At 30.0% G+C, this 21,520-nt stretch carries 18 protein-coding genes and 1 riboswitch; of the genes, 3 read left to right on the top strand and 15 right to left on the bottom strand.

Translation table 11 applies throughout. The features are described from left to right. Positions 1 to 16: 16 nt before the first annotated feature. The 5 genes from thrB to BEN51_RS00520 form a co-directional block, all read right to left on the bottom strand. Entirely contained in the window at positions 17 to 907 is an 891-nt protein-coding gene (thrB, locus tag BEN51_RS00540; RefSeq protein ID WP_119864183.1) for a homoserine kinase, read from the bottom strand. Then, positions 900 to 2,384 carry a threonine synthase gene (thrC, locus tag BEN51_RS00535; RefSeq protein WP_119864182.1) on the bottom strand — a complete coding sequence of 495 codons (1,485 nt, stop codon included), beginning with the start codon at positions 2,382 to 2,384 and terminating at the stop codon, positions 900 to 902. The genes thrB and thrC overlap by 8 nt, the downstream gene beginning before the upstream one ends. 15 nt (positions 2,385 to 2,399) lie before the next feature. After that, positions 2,400 to 3,614, bottom strand: coding sequence for a homoserine dehydrogenase (locus BEN51_RS00530; RefSeq protein ID WP_119864181.1), 1,215 nt, complete (start codon positions 3,612 to 3,614; stop codon positions 2,400 to 2,402). 31 nt (positions 3,615 to 3,645) lie between these two features. Continuing rightward, positions 3,646 to 4,959 (bottom strand): aspartate kinase, encoded by a 1,314-nt coding sequence (locus tag BEN51_RS00525; protein ID WP_119864180.1) that lies wholly within the window; start codon positions 4,957 to 4,959, stop codon positions 3,646 to 3,648. Positions 4,960 to 5,282: 323 nt separating this feature from the next. After that, complete coding sequence (locus BEN51_RS00520) at positions 5,283 to 6,758, bottom strand: leucyl aminopeptidase (protein WP_119864179.1); 1,476 nt, start codon at positions 6,756 to 6,758, stop codon at positions 5,283 to 5,285. 299 nt (positions 6,759 to 7,057) lie between these two features. On the opposite strand from BEN51_RS00520, the gene BEN51_RS00515 reads away from it, so the two are divergent. Then, positions 7,058 to 9,073, top strand: coding sequence for a penicillin-binding transpeptidase domain-containing protein (locus BEN51_RS00515; protein WP_119864178.1), 2,016 nt, complete (start codon positions 7,058 to 7,060; stop codon positions 9,071 to 9,073). Positions 9,074 to 9,177: 104 nt separating this feature from the next. Here BEN51_RS00515 and BEN51_RS00510 read toward each other — a convergent pair whose 3' ends face one another. From BEN51_RS00510 to nrdD, 6 genes are all read right to left on the bottom strand, one after another. Beyond that, on the bottom strand, positions 9,178 to 9,750 hold the full coding sequence (locus BEN51_RS00510) for a xanthine phosphoribosyltransferase (RefSeq protein ID WP_119864177.1): 573 nt from the start codon (positions 9,748 to 9,750) through the stop codon (positions 9,178 to 9,180). Positions 9,751 to 9,829: 79 nt separating this feature from the next. Next, positions 9,830 to 9,931, bottom strand: a riboswitch (purine riboswitch). Between the two features lie 57 nt (positions 9,932 to 9,988). After that, on the bottom strand, positions 9,989 to 10,513 hold the full coding sequence (gene nrdG / locus BEN51_RS00505; protein WP_119864176.1) for an anaerobic ribonucleoside-triphosphate reductase activating protein: 525 nt from the start codon (positions 10,511 to 10,513) through the stop codon (positions 9,989 to 9,991). A 12-nt stretch (positions 10,514 to 10,525) separates the two neighbouring features. Further along, the gene (locus BEN51_RS00500; protein WP_119864175.1) at positions 10,526 to 11,767 is read right to left on the bottom strand and encodes a CapA family protein; all 1,242 of its coding nucleotides are present in this window, start codon (positions 11,765 to 11,767) and stop codon (positions 10,526 to 10,528) included. A gap of 175 nt (positions 11,768 to 11,942) precedes the next feature. Continuing rightward, entirely contained in the window at positions 11,943 to 13,862 is a 1,920-nt protein-coding gene (locus BEN51_RS00495; protein ID WP_119864174.1) for an aconitate hydratase, read from the bottom strand. A 14-nt stretch (positions 13,863 to 13,876) separates the two neighbouring features. After that, entirely contained in the window at positions 13,877 to 15,040 is a 1,164-nt protein-coding gene (gene nifV / locus BEN51_RS00490; protein WP_119864173.1) for a homocitrate synthase, read from the bottom strand. A 369-nt stretch (positions 15,041 to 15,409) separates the two neighbouring features. Further along, positions 15,410 to 17,527, bottom strand: a complete 2,118-nt coding sequence (nrdD, locus tag BEN51_RS00485) for an anaerobic ribonucleoside-triphosphate reductase (protein ID WP_119864172.1) — start codon at positions 17,525 to 17,527, stop codon at positions 15,410 to 15,412. A 296-nt stretch (positions 17,528 to 17,823) separates the two neighbouring features. Here nrdD and BEN51_RS00480 point away from each other — a divergent pair, with 296 nt between their 5' ends. Together BEN51_RS00480 and BEN51_RS00475 are read left to right on the top strand one after the other, a co-directional pair. Next, on the top strand, positions 17,824 to 18,669 hold the full coding sequence (locus BEN51_RS00480) for a DegV family protein (RefSeq protein ID WP_119864171.1): 846 nt from the start codon (positions 17,824 to 17,826) through the stop codon (positions 18,667 to 18,669). Between the two features lie 71 nt (positions 18,670 to 18,740). Then, positions 18,741 to 18,941: a hypothetical protein gene (locus BEN51_RS00475; RefSeq protein WP_119864170.1), complete on the top strand. Its 201-nt coding sequence runs from the start codon at positions 18,741 to 18,743 to the stop codon at positions 18,939 to 18,941. Positions 18,942 to 19,009: 68 nt separating this feature from the next. Here BEN51_RS00475 and BEN51_RS00470 read toward each other — a convergent pair whose 3' ends face one another. The 4 genes from BEN51_RS00470 to BEN51_RS00455 all read right to left on the bottom strand — a co-directional run bounded on the left by BEN51_RS00470 (position 19,010) and on the right by BEN51_RS00455 (position 21,489). Continuing rightward, the gene (locus tag BEN51_RS00470; protein WP_119864169.1) at positions 19,010 to 19,198 is read right to left on the bottom strand and encodes a ferredoxin; all 189 of its coding nucleotides are present in this window, start codon (positions 19,196 to 19,198) and stop codon (positions 19,010 to 19,012) included. A gap of 71 nt (positions 19,199 to 19,269) precedes the next feature. Further along, complete coding sequence (locus BEN51_RS00465; RefSeq protein ID WP_119864168.1) at positions 19,270 to 20,094, bottom strand: Mrp/NBP35 family ATP-binding protein; 825 nt, start codon at positions 20,092 to 20,094, stop codon at positions 19,270 to 19,272. Positions 20,095 to 20,106: 12 nt separating this feature from the next. Continuing rightward, a complete protein-coding gene (locus BEN51_RS00460; protein WP_119864167.1) occupies positions 20,107 to 20,913 on the bottom strand; it encodes a YhfM domain-containing protein in 807 nt (268 codons plus the stop codon). A 126-nt stretch (positions 20,914 to 21,039) separates the two neighbouring features. Then, entirely contained in the window at positions 21,040 to 21,489 is a 450-nt protein-coding gene (locus tag BEN51_RS00455; RefSeq protein ID WP_236906228.1) for a hypothetical protein, read from the bottom strand. Positions 21,490 to 21,520 lie beyond the last annotated feature (31 nt).

Below are 21,520 nucleotides of genomic sequence, written 5' to 3'. Positions count from 1 at the left end.
TTATTAATCTATTATATTATTCTTGTCCTAATACAACTGCTCCTTCTAAATCTATTTCCAATTCCTTAACTAACCAATTATTACTTAATAAAGTTAATTCTTTACTAAGGTTAGATATAAATTCTTTATTTTTTTCATCTACAATAGTTATAATAGTTGGTCCTGCTCCGCTTATGAAGGTGCCTAAAGCATTATTATTATCACAGATACTCTTTAGCTTATCAAAATCAGGTATAAGTTTACTTCTATAGTTTTGATGAAGCTTATCTTCTAGCCCATATTTCAACAAATCAAATTTCCCATTAGAAAGAGCTGAAATTAATAAAGCTACTCTACCTACATTAAATACTGCATCTTTAAAAGATATTTCCCTCGGCAAAACCCCTCTGGCCTCTCTAGTAGATAGAGTAAATTCAGGAATTAATGCAATAAATTTAATTCCCTTAGCCACATGTATTTTATTATAAAATACATTTTCTCTCTCTACTATTGAGGTTACTAAACCTCCAAGCAATGCTGGTGCAACATTATCTGGATGTCCCTCTATCTCTGTTGCAATCTTTAATAAATCATCTTTTGATAAAGGTTTTCCTGCCAACTCATTAGCACCTAATATCCCTGCTACTATGCAGGCTGCACTGCTTCCAAGTCCCCTGGAAACAGGAATATTATTCTCCATTGTTATTTTAATTCCCCTTAGTTTGCAATCCATTTTAGAAAGGGTTTTTTTCATGGACAAATAAACTAGATTATTTTCATTATTAAAATCATCATCACAACCTACAATTTCTAAGCCTTCAGGAAGCTCTTCAAAAGTAAAAGTATTATATAAATTCAATGCAATACCTACGGCATCAAAGCCAGGGCCTAAATTTGCACTAGTAGCTGGAACTCTTATTTTAATCATTATTCCCACCTACTTTTAAAAACTTTTCTATCATTCTTCTCATATCTTCCTTATTGCAATTATGATTATGAATTATTTTTTTCTCCTTAAGATTTTTTATAGCCTTAGGAATAGCTATATTAGTCTCTTTAGATAAAATATCTATAAGTTCAAATTCATCCCTATCTCTTATATCAAGACCTATTGAGGAAGCAACAGAGGCCGGGAATTTATAAGGGCTTGCAGTAGAAACAATAATTGTTTCTATATCTTCTTCCTTATATTCTTTTTTATACTTTTCACTTACATTATAGGCTACTGCTGTATGAGTATCTAATAAATAATTAAATCTCTTATATACCTTCTTTATAGTATCTGCTACTTCTTCTTCGCTAGAATATCCAGCATAAAAGTCTCCTAATATATCCTTGTCTATTTTATAAAATCCCACATCTGATAACTGCTCCATACATAAGGCTGTTAACTTTTCCTTTTCCTCATCTAAATGATAAAGAAGCCTTTCAAGATTACTTGAAATCAATATATCCATAGATGGTGAACTAGTTAATATAAGTTCTCTTCTTTTATCATATATTCCTGTATCAAAGAAATCTGTTAAAACCTTATTTTCATTTGAAGCACATATTAACTTATTTATAGGTAGTCCCATTTTCTTTGCATAGTATGCAGCAAGAATATTTCCAAAGTTACCTGTAGGCACTGCAAAGTTAATTTTATCTCCTAGTTGAATTTTATTATCCTTAACTAGTAAAAGGTAGCTGTAAAAATAATAAACTACTTGTGGAATTAGCCTTCCTATATTTATAGAATTTGCTGAAGATAATATATAGTTATTTTTATTTAAAAATTCTACAAACTCCTTATCATTAAAAATAGCTTTTACTCCACCTTGGGCATCATCAAAATTTCCATTTATACCTACAACATAAGTATTTTCTCCCTCTTGAGTTCTCATTTGAAGCTTTTGAATTTTACTTACTCCTTCTTCTGGGAAAAATACTATAATTTTTATCCCATCTACCTTTGCAAATCCTTCTAAGGCAGCCTTTCCTGTATCTCCTGAGGTAGCAGTAAGAATAACTACTTCTTTGTTTTCTCCATTGATTTTTAAAGACTGCTTTAATAAATATGGCAGTATAGATAAGGCCATATCTTTAAAAGCTAAGGTAGGTCCATGATATAATTCAAGGCAATAATCTTCCCCAAGCTTTACTAATGGTGCTATAAGCTCTGTATCAAACTTATCATCGTAGGCCTTTTTAATACATTCCCTAAGCTCCCTTTCCTCAAAATCTGTAAAAAACTTACTCATAATTTCAAAAGCAAGATCCTTATAATTTAAATCCTTTAACTCCTCCAAGGATATCTTTGGAGTATTAAGAGGGACAAAAAGTCCTCCATCCCTTGATATTCCCTGAATAATAGCCTGACTAGGACTTACTGATATATCTTCATTTCTAGTGCTTATATATCTCATTTAACTCTCCCCCTTCTAAAGAAGTATTCTTGCTAAGAAATAATCTTTTTTATCTATTCCTAATGAAGATATAAGATTATTTATTTTAGCTATTTCTACTTCTTCTGTTATTATTGCTATATTGCTTTCTTCACTCAATATCTTGTTTGAAATATCCCTTAGAACACTGATTATATCTTTATTTGGAGTAGAAATCCTTAAATAATAATTTCCCTTTAATTTATCATTATTATTTTTCAAATTATTTTCTCCTAATGGATTTCCCTTTCTGTAGCTATCTAAAATAATATCTAACACATCACTTAAAACTGCATTTGCAGTAGCCAGCTTACCAGCACCAGCTCCATAAAATTTTAGTTCCCCAATATTGTCTCCTTTAAAAGCAACAGAATTAAAAGCCATATTTACATTAGCAAAATAGTTGCTATTTTTAACTATGACTGGCTGCACTACTGCAGTAAAGCCATCTTCGCAAACTTTTGCTTCCCCAATTAATTTTATAGTAGAATCCATAGATTTTATATTATTTATATCAAAAGATTTAATTGAACTTATTCCATTAAGAATTATATCTTCTTCAGTAATCTTCCCTTGTAATGACAGGGTCGCTAATATTCTAAGCTTTCTTAAAGTATCATGCCCTTCTACGTCAGCTGTAGGGTCCGCTTCAGCATATCCCAATTCCTGAGCAATTTTTAAAACTTCATCATAACTTTTACCTTCATCTATCATTCTTGTTAGGATATAATTACAAGTTCCATTAAGAATACCTTGTACTTCTAATATTTCATTAAGGGAAAGCTGTTCTTTTAAAGCTTTTATTACAGGTATTCCACCCCCAACACTTCCCTCATATAAAAAGGCAAGATTTTTTTCACTAGCTAAAGACGAAAGTTCTTCAAAATATTTAGATACTACTGCCTTATTGGCTGTAACAACATTCTTCCCTGCCTTTAAAGCTTCAGTAATATATTCATAGCTGCATTCTAAATCCCCAGTAACTTCGACTATAATACTTATTTCTTTATCCCTTAAAATTTCATTAAAGTCAGTAGTCAAAATGCCTTCTTCAAGATCAAGTCCTCTCTCCTTATTTAAATTTCTGACAAGAATTTTCTTAACATTAATATCCTTTCCAACTATATTCTTTAGTTGATCTTTTCTATTATTTATTATTTCTACTATTCCTGTACCTACTGTTCCAAGACCTAATAAACCTATATTAACCATACTGCACCCTCCTATTTATGCTTTTTCACTTTTAATAAAACACCTTATAAATTGCTTCTATTGCTTTTTCAAAATCGTCATTTTCTACACCAATGATTATATTTAGTTCACTAGATCCTTGAATTATCATTCTGGTATTAATTTCAGCCTTTCCTAAAGATGTAAATATCTTAGCCGAAATCCCCTTTGTTCTAATCATTCCCCTCCCTACTACAGCTATTAAAGCCATATCTGGATAAGTTTCTATATTATCAGGATTACATAAGATGCGAATTTCTTCTATTACCTTTTTTAATTTAGAACTTATTTCAGAAGCAGGAACTACCACAGAAATAGAATCTATACTTGAAGGCATATGCTCAATTGATATATCATTTGTTTCGAATACAGATATAACCTTTCTAAAAAAGTCTTTTTCTGAAGTCATTAATGTTTTTTCGATAGATATTACTGTAAAATCCTTTTTCCCTGATATTCCTGTAATTCCTTTAGAATTTACTGGTGTTGCATCATTGACTATCATGGTTCCTTTATCTCCTGGTCTATTAGTATTTCTTATATTTATCGGAATACCATATTTTCTAACTGGAAAAATTGCCTCCTCATGAAGTACAGATGCTCCCATATAAGATAGTTCCCTTAGCTCTTTATATGTCACAACTTCCATAGGATTAGGATCTTTTACTATATTAGGATCAGCCACTAAAAAACCTGAAACATCTGTCCAATTTTCATATTTATCAGCTTTTACCCCATTAGCTATAATTGATCCAGTAATATCTGACCCTCCCCTTGAAAAAGTTACTATTTCATTATTTTCTTTAGAGCCATAAAAACCTGGAATAACTGCATAATCTATATCTTTAAGACCTTCTCTAACCTTTCTTTCTGTATCAATTTCATTGAAAGTACCATCATTATTAAAGGAAATTATTTCTTTTGCATCAATAAACTTAAACCCCAAATAATTTGCAAGAATAATTCCATTTAGGTACTCACCTCTGCTAGCTGTATAATCCCTAGATGCACCATCTCTTATATTATTTTTAATTTCATTTAAATAACTCTCAATATCTATTTCTAGACTAAGTTCCCTGCATATTTCTACATATCTATCCTTTATTATTTTAAATACTTCTTCAAAATTAAGACCATGAGATGCAAGTTGATGGCACATATATAGAAGGTCTGTTACCTTATGATCCTTGCCATTCCGTTTGCCAGGCGCAGATGGTATAATAAATCTTCTCCTTTCATCTTCAGATATTATTTCTTTTACTTTTTTAAATTGAGCTCCATTTGCTAAGGAGCTGCCCCCAAATTTTACAACAATAATATTATTCATATTAGCCCCCTTTTTTGATTATTGCTTATTTTCTGATAATTATTATTTTGTATAAAAAAACACTCATCCTAAAAAGGACGAGTGTAAATCTCGTATCCACCTATTACAGCAAATTGGTATTAACGCTTACCACACGCATATTCCTACTAAATTTCAGAACTGAGCTCCTGGGTGGTTTTCAATCCATTGTATCAAAGAAGTCTTTCAGCCGGTGAACTTCTCTCTCTTTTGACCTTGATGAATTTACTCTTCCCAATCATAGCTTTTTTATTCTACATTCTACAATCAGTTTTAATTTCTGTCAAGATAAAAAAAACGGATTATTATTTACTTTTTTTCTTAACCAATTCATACAATGTATAAACTGGACTTCCTGTACCACCTTTTATAGTTAAATCTGTTTTCTTATCTGCCCAAGCTGTTCCAGCTATATCTAAATGTAACCATGGTTTATCTTTAACAAATTCTCCTATAAATAAGCCTGCTGTTATAGTGCCAGCATTTCTTCCCGGACTATTATTTAGATCAGCAATTTCTGATTTTACCATTTCTTTATATTCATCAAAAGATGGAAGCTGCCAGAACTTTTCTCCAGTATAAGATGATACTTCTTTAAGTTCTCCATAGAACTTATCATTATTTGTAACAACTGCTGTTGTAGTATCTCCAAGAGCAACTAAAGCAGCACCTGTTAATGTTGCTAAGTCAATAACTTCACTAGCATTTTCCTTTTCTATAATATATGTCACTGCATCTACTAAAGTTAATCTTCCTTCAGCATCTGTATTTCTTATTTCAATAGTTTTTCCTGCCATACTTCCTATTATATCTCCAGGTTTATATGCACTGCCAGAAATCATATTTTCACAGGCTGCTATTACACCAACAGCATTAATTTTTAATTTTTGTCTTGAAATAATAGACATTGCACCTATAACTGATGCTGCTCCGCCCATATCTGACTTCATATCAACCATTCCAGAAGTTGGTTTAAGTGAATATCCGCCAGAGTCATAAGTTAGGCCCTTTCCTACAAGACCTAAAATTTCTCCCTTTCCTTCAGGATTTCCAAAATATCTCATAACTATAAGTTTAGGTTCTTTTTCAGAAGCTTTAGCTACACTATAGAAAGCTTCCATTTTTAATTCCTTAATTTTTTCAAGCCCATAAACTTCTACTTCAAAACCATTTTCTTTACCAGCATCAATAGCTGCTTGGGCTAAGGTTTCAGGATAAATAACATTTGCAGGCTCATTAACTAAATCTCTAGCTAAAATTATTCCCTTGCCTATTGCATTTCCTTCTTCAATAGCTTCAAGAACTTCAGAACTTGCTTCTTTTAATCCATGTACTCCTATTGATACCACAATATCATTTTCTTTTTCCTTATCTGTTTTATACTTATTAAAAGTATAATCAGCTAAGTGAGCAGCTATTGTAGCATTTTTAGCCATTTCTTCAACAGTTAATTTATTATTAACTGGAAGTCTTAAAAATACTTTATTTGCCTTTAATTCCTTTGCTTTTCTTATTGCCTTAGCAGTTGCCTTTCTAATTTTATCAAGATTTAATTCTTCTTCTTTTCCTAATCCTACTAATACAACAGTTTGATAGTTTCCCATTAAATCCATTGTAAAAGTATATAACTCACCATTTTTTCCATTAAATAAGTTTCTGCCTTGTGCATAAGATATGTTTTTATTTAGTTCTTCCTTAGGTAAAGTAAGCTTATTTTCAAGTAAATATATAACCCTTACTTCTACTTCAGAACAACCAAAAGCTCTATATGATACCTTCATTATCATCACCTCTATAAAAATACTTTCTTTTTCTTATGATAGCACTGTTGATAAATATATTCAACTAATAAGCATTGTTAGTTATATTAATAAAATAAAAATATTTTATTCCACTGTATAAATTTATCATTTATGTAAATAATATAAATGTAGCCTGCTTAAGCAGAAAATCCCCCATATATTTATACATCAAAAGCGCTAAGGCGCTTTTTTTATTATTATAATAAGTATATTATGTAAGTTCCTTGTTTTGGTGTATAATTTATATTAATACAATAAAAATGGAGGTAATTTTATATATGAAAAATAAAAAACCAATAATAGTATCTGTACTATTATTATCATTTATACTTCTAACGTCTGGATGTTCTAGTCTAGATAAAGCTCAAAAAACCTTTGATGTTTATGTTGAAAAATGGGTACAAGCTGATTATAGTGGTATGTACGAAATGTTAACTGAAGATATAAAAGAAAGCTTATCTGAAAAAGATTTCGTTACTAGATATAATAATATATTTTCTGCTATAAATGCTAATGATCTAATAGTAGAACCTGATGGGGATAGAGCAAAAGAAAAAGATGGAGTTAATATTCCATTTAAGGTAACTATGAATTCTATAGCTGGAAATATAACTCTTACTGGTTATAAATTATCCTTAATTAAAGAAAACAAAGAATATAAAATAAAATGGGATGAAGGTTTAATATTTCCTCAAATGATTAAGGATGATAAAGTTTGGGTTAATACAGTTCCAGCAAAAAGAGGCAGCATATTAGATAAAGATGGTAATCCTCTAGCTCAAGATGGAATTCTTAACACTGTTGGTATTTATCCAGCTAAATTTAATAAGGGTGATATAGATGCTAAAATAACTGAAATTGCAAGTACTCTTGATATAAGCGAAGATAATATAAAAACAAAACTTAACGAAAATACTAATCCAGAACATTTTATTCCTTTAGTTGATATATTACCAGAGGATACTAGGTTATCTAACTTAAAGAATAGAGAAGAAGAAGGTATTTTAATTAGAGAAAAGGAAGGTAGAGTTTATAAAGGTGGTGAAGCCTTTGGTAGATTAATCGGTTATATAGGAAATATCACTGCTGAAGAACTAGAAGCTAATAAGGGTAAAGGATATCATGATACAAGCCTAATTGGTAAAGCTGGCTTAGAACAAGTATTTGAAGAAACTTTACGAGGACAAGATTTTGCTGAAATATATATAGAACGAGCTACAGAAAAAATAACTATAGCATCTATAGAAAGTAAGGATGGAAAGGATATTAAAACTTCCATTGATACAGAGCTTCAAAAGAAAATATATAGTGAAATGAATGGTGAAAAAGGAGCTGCAACTGCTGTAAATCCTAAAACCGGTGAAGTGTTAGCTATGATAAGCTCTCCATCTTTTGATTCCAATGTATTTACAACTTATGTAACTAAAACGCAGAAAGCTAAATGGGAAGAAATAGGGGATGCTGATGAAATAAATAGATTTAATAAAATCTATTCTCCTGGATCAACAATGAAACTTTTAACTTCTGTAATTGGCTTAGAAAATACTATAATAGCCCCTAATTCTACTAGAGATATTGAAGGTTTAACTTGGCAAAAGGATAATTCTTGGGGAGATTATAAAATAACCAGAGTAACAGATCCAGGAAAAGCAGTTAGCTTAAAAGATGCTGTCAACCATTCAGATAATATCTATTATGGTCAAGTAGCTTTAGAATTAGGCAGTGAAAAATTTATTAATGGCATTAAAAAGTTTGGAATTGGTGAAGAACTACCTTTTGAATATCCAATGGAACTTTCTCAAATTTCTAATGATGGAAATTTAGATAATGAAATTCTATTAGCAGATACAGGATATGGACAAGGTGAAATAATGATGACACCTTTACATGTGGCCTTATCCTACAGCGCTTTAGCTAATGAAGGTAATATAATGAAGCCAAGATTAGTAATAAGCGAAAATTCTGAAGCAGTAGTTTGGAAAGAACAAGCTATATTAAATGATAATTTACCAGTATTAATAGATGCATTTACAGCCTTAATTAATGATCCTGGTGCTACAATTCCAGATGGGGCCGTTCCTGGCTTTAGAGTTGCTGGAAAAACAGGTACTGCCGAAATAAAACAATCCCAAGATGATACTTCAGGTACCGAAAATGGATGGTTTGTTTCTGTTGATACAGATACATCAAAAATTTCCTTAGCTATGATTATTGAAGATGTTAAGGATAGAGGACATAGCCATTTTACTGTTCCAAAGGTAAGAAATGTTATGGAATACTATCTTAATAGATAACAGATAGTAGGTAAAAAAGTAATCTGATGAATTTAATAATTTTATATTATAAAACAAAAAGACTTAGCTTCTGCTAAGTCTTTTTGTTTATTGTTAATTATTAATTATCTAAATACTATTTTTCCATCTTCAAATTTATCTATTATAGCTAAAGATTCAACCCTTGCTCCCATTCCTTCCAGCACTTCTCTTCCTTCTTGGAAGCCCTTTTCTATAACTATCCCAATTCCAACTAAGTTTGCTCCTGCCTGATTAACTAAATCTATCATTCCTTTAGCAGCACAACCTTTAGCTAAGAAGTCATCTATTATTAATATATTTTCGCCTTCTTTTATGAATTGCTTGCCAACTCTAACCTTATAAGTTTTCTTCTTTGTAAAGGAAGCTACTTCTGCTTCATAAACTTCCTTATCTAAGTTTAAGCTTTCTGTCTTTTTAGCAAATACTACTGGAACATAATCAAAATATTGTGAAACTATTGCTGCTATTCCAATCCCTGAAGCCTCAATGGTTAGAATCTTGTCTACTTTAATATCCTTAAATCTTTCTCTAAATTCTTGTCCAACTTCATTTAAAAATTTAATATCCATTTGATGATTTAAAAAACAGTCCACCTTTAATATATTTCCTTCTCTAACCTTGCCTTCATTTAATATTTTTTCTTTAAGCTTTTCCATATAATATCTCCTTATTACATTCTAATAGTATTCTAAATCAGCTTGCCCTTAGATATCATGTAATAAAGCTATAGTTATATAGCAATAATTAATTCTTCGTAGTTAGGATATTTACGGTTTCCTAGTAGAAACACTTAAACCATATTATCAAGCATATACGAATACTATTTTATTATTTATTGTTTTCTTTCGGATTTTATTATATCACTAATATGAATTAAAATCCATAGAAATACCTTTATTTTTCATCATATTTATCTTCTATTCTAACTATTCTATTTTCCTTTAGACTTTTTTGGACATCTATTATCCTTTGATTTTTTGAACCTCTATATTTTATATTGTTCGCCTTTTCTTCTTCAATAAATCTTCCATCTACTAAAACATCAATGCTATTTAAAAGTTCTTTAAAACCCTTTCTTTTATCAATATTTTCTAATATTTCCTCAAAGGTATATCCTGTATAACACCATATATTTAAATTTTTTTCCTTAAAACTTTTTGCCATGTAAGAAAACTCCACTGCTCTTTCAAAGGGATCTCCGCCACTGAAAGTAACTCCCTTAATTATTGGATTGCTTAAGGTATCCTTAATAAGCTCTTCCATATCTTTTTCTTCTCCAGCATTGAAGTCATGAGTATCTGGATTAAAACATCCCTTACAATTATGCTTACAGCCTTGAGAAAAGAATACCCTTCGTATTCCAGGACCATTAACTAAACTTTCATAGGCAATTCCTGAAAGTCTTATAGTTTTTTTCATATAGAATCCCCCTTAATTATCTTCTAAAACTATTTTATCATTATAACTTTCTATTATACTTTTAGTTCTATTAAAAGATTCTACAACTCTTGTTTTTCCTTCTTCAGTTAGGTATTCTGCATCATTTACTGTAGCTGGCACTACCTCATAAAATAACCTTCCATCCTTTTCATACCAATTAACCCAAGTTGGTAAGTATGTAGGATAATTAACCTTGATTTCATTTGTATTAAGATCTTTTATTACCTTAACTGAAACTATTACTCCATCTTCTGTATAAGGGTTTTGTATTCTTTCCGTTCTTTGACTTGATAGAAAATTCCCCATTGAATATATAACAGGAGTTTCAAAGCTTCCATCGCTTGATTTTAGAATATCAATAGGTTGAATAGAATGTGGATGAGTTGCAAATATTATATCAACCTTTTCATCAGTTAAAAATTGAGCTATCCTAATTTGTGTTTCATTTGGCTCTAAAGCATATTCATCTCCCCAGTGCATATAGAATATTACAAGTTCTGCACCCTCTGCCCTCATTTTTTCTATTTGCTCCTTCATATTTTGAAGGTCTGAATCTAAAGTATCTTCCCTAAAAGTATTCATTAAATCATAAACTTCAGTTGATATTGGAATTCCGTTTAAGCCTCTTAATCCTCCTTCTGCCATCATAGTATAGCTGTAGGAAATAATTCCAACCTTTATTCCATTTACATCCTTAATTATATATCTGTTTTCTGAACTGCTTCCCCTAGTTCCTATAACATCAAAACCCTTACTCTCTAAGAATTCTCTTGTCCTAAAAAATCCCCTTACATCTCTGTCTAAAGAGTGGTTATTCATATTATTAACAACATCTATTCCTGCCCACTTCATTGCATCAGCCAATTCATCTGGTGCATTAAAAGAAGGATAACCAGAATATCCAAAGTTTTCAGCTCCAGCTAGAGTTCCCTCCATATTAGCAATCGTTAGGTCTGCTTCTTCTAGATATTTTTTTACATATTGAATTGTATTTTTAAAATCATAACTGTCAGTTTCAGGGTAATATTGAGTTTCTAATATTTCCTTATGTATTAGAAAATCCCCTACTGCAGTTATGTTAATTTCTCTTATTTTTTCAATATCCTCTATTTCTTCTTCTGATTTATTTTCAATTTCTTCTTTTTCTATAACTGTTTCTTTATTATTTAAGCCAAAAACTCCTAAAATTATTATAAAAGCTAACAAAATAATTAATTTAAACGTATTTTTCATTAAAATATTCCTCCCATCATTAAATCCCTTAGATAAATTTTACATTATGTATAGTTCTTTTTAAATAACTTAGAAAAATAAATAAGCTGTATTCTAAATATAAAATTTAAAATACAGCTTATTAATAATTATTCTCTCACCATCTTTAAAATATTCTATACTGATTACTTTTAATTTACTTACTATGAACTAAATTAAGCTTACCTCCAGCTTTAATTACCTTAATATCTTTTTCAGTTAAATTAATATTAACTTCAAAACTATAATTCTTAGTTAGGTTCTTTACTTCTGCTTTTCCCTTTTCTAAATTTGCATGTATATCTTCTATAACTAATTCATCTAAAAGATCAATAGCTTCATAATCAGCTTCATTTGCAAATTCCATCGGAATAATACCATTATTAATTAAATTTGCTTTATGAATTCTAGCAAAAGATTTTGCTATTACTGCTTTTACCCCTAAATATAATGGTGCTAAAGCCGCATGTTCTCTACTTGAACCTTGACCATAGTTATTTCCACCAACTATTATTCCACCATTATTTTCTTTTGCCCTCTTAGGGAATTCTTCATCTACAGTATTAAAGCAATACTCTGCTAAATAAGGAATATTTGATCTAAATGGCAATAATTTTGAATTTGAAGGCATTATATGGTCAGTTGTAATGTTATCGCCAACCTTAATTAATATTTTTCCTTCTATAGCCTCTCCTAGAGGCTTATTTACTGGGAAGGGCTTAATATTAGGTCCTCTAACAACTTCAACTTCTGCTCCATTTGCTGCTGGAGGAATTATCATAGAATCATCTATTAAAAATCTCTCTGGCATTTCTACTGTTAAATCTACATCTAATTCCCTCGGATCAGTAAGAACCCCATAAATAGCTGAAACTGCAGCTGTTTCTGGACTTACTAAATAAACTTGAGCTGTTAAGGTTCCACTTCTACCATAAAAGTTTCTATTAAAGGTTCTTAAAGATATTTCATTAGTCCCAGGTGCTTGTCCCATACCAATACATGGACCACAAGAGTTTTCTAATATTCTTCCTCCTGCACTTATTATATCAGCCAGAGCTCCATTTCTAGCTATCATTTCCATAACTTGTCTTGAGCCTGGAGCTATAACTAAGCTAACATCTTTATGAACCTTTCTACCCTTTAATATTTTTGCAACCTTCATTAGGTCTTCATAGGAAGAGTTTGTACAGCTTCCTATTGCTACTTGATGTATTTTAATCTTGCCAATCTTTTCAACTTCTTCGACATTGTCTGGACTATGAGGTTTTGCAGCTAAAGGCTTAAGTTCATCTAGATTTATTGTTATTTCCTCATCATAAACTGCATCTTCATCTGGCTTAAACTCTACATAATCCTCTTCTCTTCCTTGAGCTTTAAAATATTCTAAAGTTCTTTCATCACTTGGAAATATTGAAGTTGTTGCTCCAAGTTCTGCTCCCATATTAGTTATTGTTGCCCTTTGAGGAACCGAAAGATATTTTACTCCTTCACCACCATATTCAAATACTCTTGAAACTCCACCTTTAACTGTTAATCTTCTTAAAACTTCAAGAATAATATCTTTAGCTGTTACCATTGGTTTTAATTTGCCAACTAAATTTATTTTACATACCTTTGGAGTAGTTATATAATATGCTCTTCCAGCCATAGCTAAAGCTACGTCTAAACCTCCTGCCCCAATTGCAAGCATTCCAACTCCCCCTGCTGTTGGAGTATGACTGTCTGAACCTATTAAAGTTTCTCCTGGTACTGAAAATCTCTCTAAAAATACTTGATGGCATATACCATTTCCTGGTTTCGAAAAATATACTCCATACTTTGAAGCAACTGTTTGAATAAACTTATGGTCATCAGCATTTTCAAAACCTTGTTGAAGCATATTGTGATCTACGAAAGCAACAGACTTTTTAGTCTTTACTCTATCAATCTCCATAGCTTCTAATTGTAGATATGCCATTGTACCTGTTGAATCTTGAGTTAAAGTTCTATCTATTTTAATTCCAATTTCTTTTCCTGTTTCAATTGTTCCCTCTACTAAGTGACTTTTCAATATTTTATATACTAAATTATCTCCCATCTAAATTGCCCCCTTTAGTTTATTTCATTTTCTTTTTGTAACTTGTATCCCTTATAAATTAAGGCTAATTCTTTATCAAATAAGCTTCTCTTTAATCTTACAGATGTTGCCCTTACCATTTCTAAGATTTTATCAGCATCCTCACTAGTAAGTTCTATATCATATTCTTTAAATTTATTTATTATGGCAGCCTTTCCTGAATGCTTACCAATAACAATTTGCCTTTCTAAACCTACAATTGAAGGATCAAAGGCCTCATAATTCTTTGGATTTTTTATTGCCCCATCAGCATGTATTCCTGATTCATGCTTAAACATATTATCTCCAACTATAGCCTTCCAAGATGGAAGAAATCTTCCTGAAGCTTGAGATACATATTCTGAAATTTCTCTAAACATCTTAGTTTTAATATTTCCTTCATATTTGCATACAATCATAAGAGCCATTATAACCTCTTCTAAAGCTGCATTTCCAGCTCTTTCTCCAAGGCCATTCACTGTAACCCCAACATGATTAGCTCCTGCTCTTATTCCCGCTATAGCATTAGCTGTTGCCATTCCAAAGTCATTATGAGTATGCATTTCTATATCAAAATTTGTTTTATCATATAAATATTTTATATCTTCATATATTTTAAAAGGCTCCATTATTCCTACAGTATCACAATATCTAAATCTATCTGCACCTGCTTCTCTTGCAGTTTTTATAAATTCTACTAGGAAATCTCTATCGGCTCTTGAAGCATCTTCTCCATTTACAGAAACATATAATCCATTCTTCTTGGCAAACTCTACAGTTTTAACCATGTTCTCTAATACCCATTCTCTAGATTTTTTTAACTTGTTTTTTATATGAATATCAGAAACTGATATTGATATTGCAACTGCATCTACTCCGCAATCTATTGATTCTTCTACATCTTTTATAACAGCTCTATTCCATGCCATAATGCTTGAATTTTTGACTCTTTTTACAATTTGCTTTATAGCTTCCTTTTCATCTCCACCCATTGTTGGAATACCTACTTCAAGCTGATCAACTCCAAGGTCACTTAACATTGATGCTATTGCAATTTTCTCTTCATTTGCAAAAACAACGCCTGCTGTTTGTTCTCCGTCTCTAAGCGTTGTATCTACAATGTATATTTCTTTTCCGTCTTTTAAATTTCTTATAGACATAACTCTTGCCCCCTTTTATTTACTTTTACTCTTTTCTTATTGCTTATTACTTATTACTCACTATTTATCTTCATTAACACTTAAGATTTTACCCCTATTGTGTTTTATTCTATCATATACCCATATTATAAACAAGTGAAAAAGGCTATAAATTTTATAAAAATTGCAAGTTTTTTTATATTTTATTCAATATTTTTATAACATTTCCCTATTTTTTTCTGTTTAGCATTATTTTTTGCAAGAATTTTTAAAAACATTGCATTGCTAATTCCTTTAATTTCCAAACAAAAAAAGAAGAAATCCCTTAAAGAATTTCTCCTTTTTTATTACTCTACTAATAACTTTTTTAAAAAATATAAACTAAACCTATTACACTAGTTTATAATTATTTCTCTTAACTTCACTATGAGTAAGTCTATCAGCTCTTTCCTCGTATTTTCCTGGTCCAAATCTTTCATCTAAAGCTAGATATCCAGTTACTCTTGATACCCCTTGAATATTTTCACTTCCACAACTTTTACACTTTCTAGAACTGCTATCTAAATATGTTCCACAATCCTTGCAGTACCTTATATGAAAATTAATACCTATATAGCTTATATTAGTATTTTTATAAGCATAATCTATAATATCCATAATAACATCTGCTGATGGATAATCATCAACTTCTATATAACTTATATGTCCTGCATTACATAATTTATGATAAGGACTTTCTATATCTATTTTTTCCTTTATTGATATCGGAAAATTAACTGGGATATGATAGCTATTAGTATAATAATCCTTATCTGTTACTCCCTTTATAATACCAAATATCTTTTTATCCTTTACAATAAATTTGCCTGAAAGACCTTCTGCTGGTGTTGCATAACAACTCCAATTAAGTTTAGTTTCACTTTTAGCCTTATCTACAAAACTTCGTATGTGAGACACAATTTCAAATCCAAGTTCTCTAGAAGCGGTATTTTCTCCATGATGGTAACCTGTTAACGCTACAAGAGTTTCTGCAAGTCCTATAAAACCTATTCCCCATGTTCCTTGTTTTAATATAGGTTCTATTGAATCTTCTTTAGATAATCCCTCTGAACCCCTTAACAACCCTTGACCTGCTACAAAAGGAAGATCCTTAACTTTTAGATTCTTTAGCACATCATATCTATGAAGAAGAGATTCCTTAGCTAATTCTAATCTTTTATCTAATATTCTATAGAATTCTTTAAGATTTCCTTTTGCCTGAATTCCTATTCTAGGCAGATTAATTGTTACTGGGGCTATATTTCCCCTACCTTCACAACCCGGCTCACCATTTATATTACTCATAACATAACTTCTACACCCCATTGTTGCAGGTAAATATCCCTTATCATAATATTCCTTATTAAAATCTGCATCTATATTCATAAATGTAGGGTTCATTCTCTTTGCAGCAACTCTAGCAGCTAATTTAAATAAATAATAATATTTATCTGACGGTTCCCTATTAACTCCTTCTTTTACTCTAAAGATTATATTGGGGAATATTGGCTGTTCTCCCTTTCCAAGTCCTTTTTCATATTCAAGGAGGAATATTTCGCATACTAAGGCAGCATCATCAGAGGCTGGTATTCCTAAATTTACTGAACTAAATGGCACTTGTGACCCTGCTCTTGAATGCATTGTATTTAAATTATATACAATTCCCTGCATTGCTTGATGAACTCTTTTTCTTAATTTCTTTTCAACTAATCCTTCAATCTTTTCTTCATTTATCCCAAGTTCTATTAATTCTTTTCTTATTTCTTCCCTAGTTGGTTCTATAAATTCACCTAAATCATTATCAAAATTAGGATGAGATTGACCTCCAAACATATCATTTTGAGATGATTGAAGCAAAATACAAGATAATTCTGCTGCTGTTTCTATTCTCTTAGGAGAATTAATAGTTCCATATCCAGTATTAAAGCCTCTTTGTAATACCTCTCCTGTTGGTATGTGCAAACAGTTTATTGTAAGGTTATAACTGTCTAAATCATGGTAGTATAAATCTCCATTTTCATGAGCTTTCGCTAGATGCTTAGGCATAGCAGCTAAATTATGCCACTTATTAGATTCAGATGCTATTCTTAAAAGCTTTGAACTAAAATTATTCCCAACATTTGCATTATCTCTATCTGTTTCTATCCCTATCTTTTTAATAGCCTTCATTAAATCAGATTTTATTTCTCTTATTTTTGTTCTTTCTCTTCTATAGTTTGAATAAACCCTTTGTATATCATTATAACCACTTTCTAATAATGCCTTTTCTATTAAATTCTGAATTTCCTCTACTGTTATCTTAGTTTTTTCAGATTGTTCTATATAAGAAAGAACCTTACCTACTACTTCTAATAATTCACTTTCTTTTAAGCTAGATTTAACATCATCAGCTGCTCTCTTAATTGCCCTTGATATCTTTAATGCATCAAAGGTAACCTCTCTGCCATCCCTCTTCACTACATATAGCATTAACCATTCCTCCATCACACAATATATTGTATCGTTATTAGTATTTATTATACTATTTAAAAATATTCTCATCAAATATAGCTTAATTAGATTTCCATAGATTTCATATGAATAAATGGTATTTTTAACCTTTAATCAGTTTTTTTTAATAATATCTAATATTGACAATATTAATTTGCTTTTATAAATATCTATTACTATTGCTATACTTGACTGTTATGATATAATTGGTTTAAATAATGTAAATGTTTAAGCATAAATTAAAATATATAAATTTATATCCGGGGAGGATTATTATGCAAAAAATAGCACTATTAGTTGATAGCGCCTGCGATTTATCTCTTGAAGAAATGAAAGAATATAATATTAAATTACTACCCTTAAGAATTTCCTATTCAACAGGCGAATATAAAGATATATTAGAGATATCAGCAGATGAGGTTTATTCTAATTTAGATAAGGAAGTTCCCAAAACTTCTCTACCTAGCGCTGAAGATATAGAAGAAATTTTAAATACTTTAGAAAAAGAAGAATATACTCATGTTATAGCAATAACTATATCTAGTGGATTATCCGGTACTCATAACTCTATTAGATTATTGTTAGAAGATCATCCAAAGCTGACTTCTTTTGTTTTTGATACAAAAATATTGGCAATGCCAGAAGGAATAGTTGCCTTAGAAACCGCTAAGTTAATAAAAGAAGGAAGAAGCTTCGAGGAAATAATTAAGGAAATTCCTATTATAAGAAGTAAAATTACTGGCTACTTTACTCTTAGTACACTAGATTACCTTATTAAGGGTGGAAGAATTGGAAAAGTATCTGGAATGATTGGGCAAATGTTAAATTTAAAGCCTATTATTACAGTAGATGAAAATGGAATATATTATTCTGTTTGCAAAGCCAGAGGAAGAAAGCAATCTATTTCAAAATTAACAGACATACTAAAGGAAGAATTAGAAAAAGGTAAATGTAAAGTGTGGGTTCTTCACGGGGGAGCTCTTGAAGAAGCTAAAAAATTTATGGAATCACTTAAAAATTTAAAGAATATTATTGATTTAAATATATCTCAAATAAGTCCAGCTTTAGGCGTACATGCTGGTCCTGGCTTGCTTGGTTTGGCTATACAACAAATAAATTAATAATTATCTTTTTGTATTAAAATAATTTAATTGCACAAAATAACATTAACTAATTATTAGGTGGTGTTATTTTGAAGGGAAAAATTATTGATTATGATTATTTTGAAGCTTCTGTCATATTAGAAGATGATACTGTAATTAAAGTTCCCATTAATAAAGTCAATGATTATTTAACTATTGGTTCTGTGGTCAAAATTAATACAAGTGAATTAAATTGTAATACTAGTAATAGACCTAAAGTTTATCATAATAATCTTACTGACTTTATTTAATTTATATATACAATGGAATATTTATTTAAAATAAAAAAAGTGGATTTAATCATCCACTTTTTCTTTTATTATTCAACTTCTATTGCATTTACAGGACAACTTTCTTCTGCTTCCTTTGCAGCATCTTCTGATCCTTCAGGAACTACATCCACTTTTACCTGAGCTTTTCCCTCATCTCCCATTTCAAAAACATCTTCACATATTGTAGGACATAATCCGCATCCAATACATGTATCTTGATCTACTTTAGCTATCATAATATATCACCCTTTCTTTTATAAAATCCAGTAATATTATTTCCCTATTTTTATTTTTTATATGTAATATATTAATATAATGCTTCAAAGATTAATGAATATAAATCATTATCTCTAACATACTCTTCAGCTCTTCCTTCTTCAAGAGCTTCTGTTAAATCTACATTAATAGGTAATTCGCCTAGTAAAGGTACACCTAAATTAACTGAATGTTCTTCTGCAGACTTTTTGCTAAAAACTCTAATTTTTGTATCACATCCTGGGCAATTTATATAAGACATATTTTCTATAACTCCCCTTATCGGAACATTCATCTTTTTTGCCATATTCACTACTTTTTTAACTATCATTGAAACCATATCTTGAGGAGTAGAAACAACTATAAGTTCATCTATTGGAAAACTTTGCATAACAGTTAAGGTTATGTCTGATGTTCCAGGAGGCATATCTATTAATAAATAATCTAATTCTCCCCACTTAGTATCTGTAAATAATTGTGTTAAAACGCTTGTAACTACTGGTCCTCTCCAAATAACAGGTTCATCTTCCTTAGGCATCATAAGATTCATTGACATTATCTTTACATTTCCCTCAGATATAACAGGATCATATTTAAAGTTTTCTTGATCTATTGGTTCAATTCCTGCTCTTTTACCATTTACTCCAAAAAATCTTGGCATTGATGGTCCTGTTATATCTGCATCTAATACACCAACTTTATAACCCTTTTTACTTAATGTACTAGCTAATATTCCTGTTACTGTTGACTTTCCAACGCCGCCTTTACCGCTAATTATTCCTATTGTATTCTTTATTTGTCCATACTTAGGCATTGTTTTTCCAAAATGCTTTGGATTAGGCTTGCCCTTACCTATAAATGTTATATTATTTGCCATAATTATTTCCTCCTACCACTTATTCTTTATCTCCCTAGGAACTTCCTTCTCGTGATATACCTTGTAATCCCATTCATTAAATTCATATTCCCCAATTACATAATAGTTATCTTCAGACTTATCTATTTTATTCTCAATCTTTATATTGCTTTTATAAACAGTTGTACTATGTCCTCTATTTTTTATACCTATTACAACATCAAAATTACTCGTATCTTTCTCTACCAATTCAACATTAGGAAGAATTTCTTTTGCATTATTAATAAATTCTTTTAATTCACTTGATAATATATATTTTAAACAATCTATATCCTGATATATATCTATTCCAACCTTTTTATCTGTTAATTGTTCTTTATTTAATTTTATTGTATCTAGAATTGTATTGTAATATATATATTCAAAATCTCTTGGTTTTCTTATAATTGAAAGATTTTGCATTATTGCCTCATCTAACCTTTTTGGCATTGTAAAAATTCTTTCATCATTATAAAAATTTCCGTTATAGTCACCAACAATATAATTATATTCTTCTATTTTATCTCCAATTTTTATTTGAAATATGTAATCTGGATCTAAATCTGATTTAGTTTCACTAACTTCAGCTTTAGATAATAAATCTGACATATTATTTATTGCTTTTTTATCAGTCATTAAGAATTTAAAAGATTTATCTCTAACATTTTGAATACTTATAAGCTCTACATTACTATTTTTTAAGTAATCAAAGTAATTATCCTTTTTTGTTTCACAGGATTTTAAATTTAAAGATAACATTATTAACATTATGGTACTCATTATCTTTATTATTTTTTTCAATTATATCTTTCCCCTCTACTAAAAAGTTAATGTATATAGAAAATATAGTTAGGATAAGCATTAGCTTTTCCTAACTATAAATAAATTATAATACTTTACTTGTTTTATAGCAAACTTATTATATTTTTATTGAAAGCTATTTGATATCTTATCAAATACTACCTTCATACTGTTTTTTACTTTTCCCTTTTTGTAAGAATATTTGATAATTAAAACTTTTCCCTCTGAGTACTGCTTAATATAATACTTATTTATATAGTTGTCTTTATTAAGCTCTACTATATTCCAATCTTCATTAGAATTTCTAAGCATTTCTCCAGTCTCTTCATTAAGCATAAGCTTAATAGCTTCTTCTAAATCCCCTTCTAAAATTATAATATTACCTTCTATATTTTGCTTATTGCTGAAATCCACATCTAGTTCTTTATCAAAATTAGAATAATTTTCTTCAACAATCCAATCTTCCGGTAATAAAACTTTATAACTCCCTTCTCCAAGCACATGGTAATTAAAACTATCTATATTGTTATTGGAAATTGCAACTTCTCTTATATCCTCAATAAATATATTACTCATACCTAGGATAATAAGCATAAGAAATGACAGA

The organism is Clostridium isatidis (assembly GCF_002285495.1).
Classification (GTDB): Bacteria; Bacillota; Clostridia; order Clostridiales; family Clostridiaceae; genus Clostridium; species Clostridium isatidis.
Note: the sequence above shows the minus strand (reverse complement) of the source record. Positions and strands in the feature narration are given on the sequence as shown.